General features: G+C 45.0%; 7 protein-coding genes. 6 read left to right on the forward strand and 1 reads right to left on the reverse strand.

Annotation, left to right across the window (positions count from 1 at the left end; all coding sequences use genetic code 11):
• Positions 1-10: 10 nt before the first annotated feature.
• The 5 genes from QVE09_RS29570 to QVE09_RS29590 all read left to right on the forward strand — a co-directional run bounded on the left by QVE09_RS29570 (position 11) and on the right by QVE09_RS29590 (position 5,363).
• Positions 11-721 carry an MgtC/SapB family protein gene (locus tag QVE09_RS29570; RefSeq protein WP_017692302.1) on the forward strand — a complete coding sequence of 237 codons (711 nt, stop codon included), beginning with the start codon at positions 11-13 and terminating at the stop codon, positions 719-721.
• A 147-nt stretch (positions 722-868) separates the two neighbouring features.
• Positions 869-1,462, forward strand: a complete 594-nt coding sequence (locus QVE09_RS29575; protein WP_315939714.1) for a hypothetical protein — start codon at positions 869-871, stop codon at positions 1,460-1,462.
• 26 nt (positions 1,463-1,488) lie between these two features.
• Complete coding sequence (locus QVE09_RS29580; protein WP_315939715.1) at positions 1,489-2,898, forward strand: DUF4097 family beta strand repeat-containing protein; 1,410 nt, start codon at positions 1,489-1,491, stop codon at positions 2,896-2,898.
• A gap of 170 nt (positions 2,899-3,068) precedes the next feature.
• Complete coding sequence (gene perR / locus QVE09_RS29585) at positions 3,069-3,491, forward strand: peroxide-responsive transcriptional repressor PerR (RefSeq protein WP_026081471.1); 423 nt, start codon at positions 3,069-3,071, stop codon at positions 3,489-3,491.
• 141 nt (positions 3,492-3,632) lie between these two features.
• Entirely contained in the window at positions 3,633-5,363 is a 1,731-nt protein-coding gene (locus tag QVE09_RS29590) for a glycosyl hydrolase family 18 protein (protein WP_315939716.1), read from the forward strand.
• 264 nt (positions 5,364-5,627) lie between these two features.
• Here QVE09_RS29590 and QVE09_RS29595 read toward each other — a convergent pair whose 3' ends face one another.
• Positions 5,628-6,008: a DUF2614 family zinc ribbon-containing protein gene (locus QVE09_RS29595; protein WP_315939717.1), complete on the reverse strand. Its 381-nt coding sequence runs from the start codon at positions 6,006-6,008 to the stop codon at positions 5,628-5,630.
• A gap of 122 nt (positions 6,009-6,130) precedes the next feature.
• Here QVE09_RS29595 and QVE09_RS29600 point away from each other — a divergent pair, with 122 nt between their 5' ends.
• Positions 6,131-7,009, forward strand: coding sequence for a nucleotidyltransferase-like protein (locus QVE09_RS29600; protein WP_315939718.1), 879 nt, complete (start codon positions 6,131-6,133; stop codon positions 7,007-7,009).
• Positions 7,010-7,511: the final 502 nt, after the last annotated feature.

Genomic DNA, 7,511 nt, shown 5'->3' on the forward strand with positions numbered 1-7,511 from the left:
AATACCGACTTTGGGCGATCCCTGGTTCATTGATGAGTGGCACATTTTATTACGATTATTGCTGGCTATGCTGCTTGGAGGGCTCGTAGGCCTGGAGCGGGAACGGTCCAATCATGCTGCTGGTTTGCGTACCCATATCCTGGTATGTCTTGGTTCTGCACTGATTATGATGTTGTCTGTTTATGGCTTTAAAGATTTTGCTAATGAATTAAATGTAAGGATTGATCCAGCCCGTCTGGCTACTGCTGTAATTACTGGTGTCGGATTCCTGGGAGCAGGGACAATTCTCTTCACGGGAAAATCCATTACTGGACTGACTACGGCAGCTTCCATCTGGGTTGTTGCAGCCATTGGGCTCGCAGCAGGTGCGGGATTCTTTTTTGCCTCTATCGTATCAACCGTTCTGGTATTGCTTAATCTCTGGGTATTTAACAAATTAGAGTTAAGGTATCTGCGAGGGAACAAACTGCATGTTGTTACACTTCATACCCTGTCAGAACCCGGTTTCCTGGAACAGCTGTCTTCATGTATGGAGCAGGAGAAGATCAAAATTCGTAAAATTACCGTGAATGAACAAGACCTGGCTTATGCAGAGATGGTGTCGGTTGAACGTAAAATTGAGATTGTGTTACATGTTCAGGTACCGCATGATTTCCAAACAGTTGGCTTGGTATCCAAGTTAAGACAATGGGAACACGTTACCAAGGTGTCGATCGAATAAATGAATTACAACCCTCCCCAGGCCAGTAGTGCCGGAGGGTTTTTGGTCATATCCATATTTCTTCCAGTTACTCTCCTTGCTCTTTAGGGTACTATCTAACCAAATGCATGAAGAGCGGAAGGTCAGATCAGAAGAGAGGAGTATGTTATGAAACGGAGACGTCAATTGAACCAAAAGACCCGTACGGTTCAGCCCAAACCGGTCAGAAATCGGACTCACAAGTTTATTGCGGGATTACTGAGTGCCATTATTCCTGGCCTGGGTCATATTTATTTGAGATTGTACATGAGAGGTTTGACCTTTATGCTGCTTGTTTTGCTTGATCTGTCAGCAGTGTTGTACTTCTCATCCATTGGGATACAGATCAATGTGCCACTGCTTATCCTACTGGCTTTGTGTATCCCGGTTATTTATTTTTACAATGTATATGATGTGCTGCAATCTGCGGATTGGGTCATGATGCGCAGACGTAGAGCAGTAACCCAGGCAACCTCGGACAAGCCGATATCCAATGAACGTTCTATACGAGATGCAATGATGGTCTGGGAGAGAGGCATATCGTTTGGATTACTTCTGATTGTGGGAGGATCATTGATGGTGCTGTTTTTCCGCAAACCACGTTGGTTTCAAGAGATTCTCGCCATGTACGGCGGATATTCATTTGCGGTTCTCATGATCGTAGGCGGTTTGCTTTTGTTTGGTCGTGAGTTCTGGGTAATGTTGAACAAGAAAAAAATGTAGTCGAAACGATACAAGGAGGGAACGTGATGAACCGTAAAGTCCGGGTTGGCCGCTATACGGCTGCCGCCTTAATCATAGCGGTCGGTGTGCTGTTGATTTTGGATAAACGGTGGGGAACTGACTATGTATATGAGATGGTGGACTGGTGGCCATTTTTGCTCGTTGTTTTAGGTGTTGAATATATTGTGCTGTTCCTGTGGACACGCAGAAGAAACAAGGTGCAATCCGATAACCCGAGCAATCCTGATGAGCAAATTAAAGTACGTTTCAGACCCGATGCCAAAGGCATTCTAACCTCACTGATTTTGGCGGCTTCCGTATTTATCGTCACCGAGCAGGATCACTACATGCACTTATGGAATAGAGTGAGTCTAAATCTCGGAGCGGCATCCATGGACTACAGTCAAGCGGCAGGATACATGGAGGATAAGGGCACGATTCGTGTACCTGTTCGCATGGATACGTCGGATCTTGTGGTCGAAGGTGTCAACGGAGATATCTCGGTACAACGCGGAGATACGGAGGAGATTGAAGTACGAACGGTGATCTGGGTAGATCAGACGACAGAAGTACAGGCAAAGGCCGTTGCAGCAGCCTCTTTTGTAGAGACCGATGGTACAAAAGTGATTCATATCAAAGCTACAGGCAAGACGTATGGTGATAATGAAAAAACGCAGCCACGCATGAATCTTACCATTACGATCCCGGATGATCGTCGTTTTAATCTGGATATTCGAACTTCCAATGGAGCTATTTTATTAAACCGTCCGGAAGCCATTAGTACCATACTGGCCGAAACGGGTAACGGACGTATCCGGATTACCAATGCTGTTGGAGATATCTCAGGGAAAACGTTGAACGGGGATGTCATTGTAGCCAATGCCATTGGTAATGTCGATCTGGACAGTAACCGTGGCGACATGAAGGCTCGCGGTATTTCCGGCGATGTAGATCTTACTACACAAGTGGGAAGTATCAGTATTGCGGACTCCGTTGGTGAGTTCACCGCAGAGACACGTAACGGCAATATTACGCTGGATGGAGCCAATCTGGGAATCAAAGCCCAATCGCTTAATGGAAGTATTAACATCGTGTCTACCAAAGTCGGAGGGGACTGGGATGTATACAGTGCTGTGGGAGCCATTAACGTATTACTTCCTGATCGTGGAGACTACAGTCTTGCGGGTTCCAGCAGTTATGGAGACCTAAGTACGGATCTGCCTTTCAAAGTACAGAACAAAACCATAGAAGGCCAGCTCGGTGAGGGTGAGTACAGGGTTAAAATCGAAGGCAACAGCGATCTTACCATTCATCGGAACCCGGCTGTATCTACGCCTGAAACAGCCCCACCTGATTCTGAAGATACGGCTGAAAATCTGGAACAAACTACCGAGGACGGATCAAATTCCCAGGATGATTCTACAGAGGTTCCTTGACTGCCGCGTTGACAATAAACTTGTAATCGCCGTACAATAAATGTACACTGGCAAGATTACACGGCATGAAAGATGGATTGTCGTTCTTAATGGCCGGGAATCAACTCTGTGCGAGGAGACAGTAATAACTTACTCTTAACCAGAGAATGAAAGGTAAGGCGGTGGGTTTTATGGCAACACGTGTCCAACATGCGTTGGAGCATCTGAAAACGACCGGTGTCCGTATTACACCCCAGCGTCATGCCATATTGAACTATCTGATGGAATCTATGGGGCATCCGACAGCCGATGAAATTTACCGAGCCCTTGAACCCCAATTTCCCAGTATGAGCGTGGCAACGGTATATAATAATTTGAAGATGTTTCTGGAAGCTGGCATGGTCCGGGAATTGACATACGGAGATAATTCAAGTCGCTTCGATGCCAATGTGACGGATCATTATCATGTTATCTGTGATCAATGCGGCAAGATTGAAGACTTCAGCTATCCTTCACTCAAAAGTGTAGAGCTTCAGGCGGAGTCTAGTACAGGATTCGAAGTACACGGTCACCGATTGGAAGTATATGGCGTTTGCAAAAGTTGCAGGGATTAAGAGAGTTGAATTACAATATTAACGTGCAGAATTCAGTATGGATTCTTCACGTTTTTTTTTTAGCATTTATGCAAAACACTCATTTTTATAACAACTTATGCGCACATCCTTATGATCAGCATAATTAACGGAGGTAGACGTTTGGGTAGAAAAAGCAGATATACACGTCAGAAGCGACGTTCATTTTGGCCCGGTTTTCTCGGGGCTTGTCTGATCGCTGGGGGGGCTTACTGGCTTATAACGAATGTATGGTTGAACCAGACCCATGAAGATCCTGATTGGGTAGGAAGAAGCCAGCCTATTTTTGTAGATGGGCAACTGATGGATGGAGATGCTCTGGGTACAGGAGATCAACTCAAGTTGCCTGTAAATGTGCTGCAAGAAGCAGTTGATGCGGGCATACGTTATGAACCAGAGTCAGGCGATATCATTATTGCCTCCCCTCAGCGAATTCTTCATATGAAAGAGGATAGCACCCAAGCAGAACTTAATCACAAAGATTATCCCATGACGGTTAAGCCTGAGGTTAAGGATGGAGAAGCATACATTCCGCTCAAACCTTTGAAGGAAGTGTACGGCATCGCCATACAGGAAGATTCGGTAACAGGTGCTGTACTGCTGATGCGTGGAGGAGACACGATACAATATGCAGAGATTGATACGTTGTCATCCAAAGCAGACAAGACGGTGCCTTTATATAAACGTGGGGGAGAATCCTCACCAATCATTGCCGATATGGAAAAGGATGCACGGGTACGTGTATGGCAGACGGGTGATAAACAGAGTTTTGTTCAACTCGATAATGGGTATGCCGGATATGTAGATAATGATTATATTGTCCTCACTGAGAAAAAGAAGGTGGACACGCCCAAGTTTACACTGACTGCAGCAGAGAAGAAGTGGCAGAATAAACCGGTAAATCTGGTTTGGGAAGCCGTGTACAATCGTCAGCCTGATGTGGGCTCTATCGGTAAAATGCCTGGTGTGAATGTGGTCAGCCCCACATGGTTTCATATTACGGATGGACAGGGCACTGTGAAAAGCAAGGGAAACCAAGCTTATGTGAACTGGGCTCACCGTTCGGGTATGGAAGTATGGGGACTCATGGATAACAGCTTTGACCCGGACGTTACTAAAGAAGCTGTAGCTTCTTACGAGACACGGACGCATATTATTGAGCAGATGTTAGAGTATGCACAGACGTATCAACTGGATGGTATCAACATCGACTTTGAGAACGTTTATACAGATGACGGGCCGAATATTACGCAGTTTGTGCGCGAGATCAAGGCGATGGCACGCATACATGGGTTGATGTTATCGATCGATGTAACACCAAAATCAAATAGTGAGATGTGGTCCGCTTTTCTGGATCGCCGTGCATTAGGTTCTTTTGCAGACTATGTTATTGTGATGGCTTATGATGAACATTGGGCGGCCAGTCCTAAGGCAGGTTCGGTAGCGTCTCTCCCATGGACCGAGGCTTCCATGAGACGCATACTTGAGGAGGATGAAGTCCCTTCTAACAAGTTGATTATGGCGGTTCCGCTCTACACCAGAATCTGGACAGAAGAGAAGAATGATCAAGGCGAGGTTAAAGTGTCTTCCAAAGCGGTAGGCATGAGTACCATTGTGGAGCTAATCCAAGAAAAGAAACTCAAACCCGAACTGGATCAGGCAAGTGGACAGAACTATGTGGAATATGAGGAAGACGGAGCTACCAAGAAAATATGGATCGAAGATGCCGTGTCCCTTCAGGCGCGTGTGGATTTGATTGCTTCGCTGAAACTGGGCGGAGTAGCGGCATGGAATCGGAGTTTTGCTAATGCCTCTGCATGGGAGGTATTGAAGCAGGCCGGTTACCAGAAATAATTTACTCATGTTCCGTGTTCGACGGATGGCTTCTCTTGTTTTGCTTTGAAAAAGCCAGAAGCTGTTCCCGTTTGATACCATCTTACATGTAATCTATCATTTTATTAACCATAGGAATCATAACTTAACTTCATATCTTAGCTGTTAATAACAGCAACAAGGGCTTACTTATAAGCCAAAAAGGTCCGGTACACATACCGGGCCTTTTTTTGTTCTTTAATGAAATTAAGGCAAAGACATTTAGAGGTGGGAGATTATTTCATGCTAACCATCGGTGGGTGGAGCTTGTGTAGAAGGCGCTTTCAGTTGTTGACTGGTCAAGTTGGCTTTATTAGGGTCCAGGGTGAGAATGGTATGACAGAACATACAACGATCCGTTTTGCCAAGCATTTTGGTTAACTTCCCGCATTCCGGACAGTCGACTTGTACTGCGCTGGTGGAGAGCATACCCGCCCAGAAATAAATGGCTAGACTGGCCATCATGGCAATCAGTCCAATGACGAGTCCTACAGCTGCGAAGACCTTGCCTGCATGTCCCCAGAAAACAATCCCGGCTGTTCCCAGTATCATTAGGCCCATACCTAGCATGGTCAGTAGTAATCCCCAAGTGCGAAAAGCATTAATTTTTGCTGATTTAAAAATCATGAAAAATGCTCCTATCGTATGAGTAGTATCGGACCTGGAAAAGAAGGAAACTTCAGTCTGGATGTAGAATTACATTATAACTGACTTGGCGCTTATCTGCCATGAAATGTATGGAGGGAATCGTGGAATTAAAGAACCTTGCTTTTTTGTCCGAACAGTCGGAAGAGACAGGGGCAGTTGGGGCTATCGCTTATTCCCACCCGGGTGAGCGATTCCACGGCTCCCTAATTCAAGATTTCGAATTATTAGTACTTGTTGTTCATAATGATGATCAATTGAAGTCGACGGTAGGACATTACAGATATGGTGATCTTCGTTATCAGATGATCTATGCGAGCCGTCATGAATTAAAGAGTAGTGTAGTTACCGGGAACCATAATAATCTCACCCAGTGTCTGATTGAAGGTGAGATTATCTGGGAAGCGGACAGCACCTTAAGTGATTTGCGAGAAGAACTGTCTACCTTTGGGGCAGAATTGCGTGAGCAGAAGCTGCTACATGAATTCACCAGTTTCTTGAGGATGTATGTGGAGGCCAAACGTCATATTCAGGAAGGTCATGTTGTAGACGCCTACTACAATGTATTAGAGGCTCTGGGGAACTGGGCAAGAATTGTATTGATTGAACAGGGGATATACCCGGATCATGCCGTCTGGACACATGTGCAGAATCTGGATCGCGCTTTATGGAAACTATATCAAGAGCTTACCGTAAGCTCGGAGACGCTGGAGCAGCGAGTAGAGCTTGTCCTGCTTGCCTGTGAATTTTCCGTAATGTCCAAAATGAGTGAATGCTCAGAACTGCTGCTGCGTGTGTTAAGAAGTCGCAAGGAGCCGTGGAGCATGAATGAACTTGTTCATCATCCGCAGTTAAGATTTGTTCGAGAAGATTTGCCTTTGGTTATGCGTAAGCTGGTCTTCCGTTCTATTGTAAAAGAATCGGCAGGATGGCCATCGATCGGAGGAGAGGGCCGGGAAATTCGGTATTGGATTGAGGCATAACCTTCTCCAGAAGCCTAACATTATATTGATCACATAAGGGAGGGGAAACCTTCCTTTTTTGTTTGTTTAATAATTTATAAAAACATGTTGACTCTGATTCACGATATATGATACATTATATTTCGTTCCTCAAACGAGAATATCGCCAACAAACGATAAATTCTTCAGAGGAAAAGTGAAGAACTAAAGCTTCAAAAAAAGAAATCAAAAAAAGTTCTTGACGAAAACAAACGAAATGTGTTACATTATTTAAGTCGCCGCCGAAACTTGGTTGAGACGAAAGAGAAATGAAACAAATCGTGTTTGATCTTTGAAAACTGAACAACGAGTGAGTAAACATTCTGCTTGCAGAATGAACGCGAAAGTTTGAAACAAGCCTTGGCTTGAATCAGCTGGAGCACAAATGAGATTTTTAATCTCGTCAGATTCAAAATGAGCTTATCGCTCTTTTCAATACTTTATTGGAGAGTTTGATCCTGGCTCAGGACGAACGCTGGCGGCA

The sequence above is a fragment of the Paenibacillus sp. ClWae2A genome (assembly GCF_032452295.1).
Taxonomy (GTDB): domain Bacteria; phylum Bacillota; class Bacilli; order Paenibacillales; family Paenibacillaceae; genus Paenibacillus.

Excerpts from the sequence above, each read along its gene's own strand:
- perR (WP_026081471.1), top strand. The coding sequence starts at position 3,069 with ATGGCAACACGTGTCCAACATGCGTTGGAGCATCTGAAAACGACCGGT.
- QVE09_RS29580 (WP_315939715.1), top strand. The coding sequence starts at position 1,489 with ATGAACCGTAAAGTCCGGGTTGGCCGCTATACGGCTGCCGCCTTAATC.
- QVE09_RS29575 (WP_315939714.1), top strand. The coding sequence starts at position 869 with ATGAAACGGAGACGTCAATTGAACCAAAAGACCCGTACGGTTCAGCCC.
- QVE09_RS29595 (WP_315939717.1), bottom strand. The coding sequence starts at position 6,008 with ATGATTTTTAAATCAGCAAAAATTAATGCTTTTCGCACTTGGGGATTA.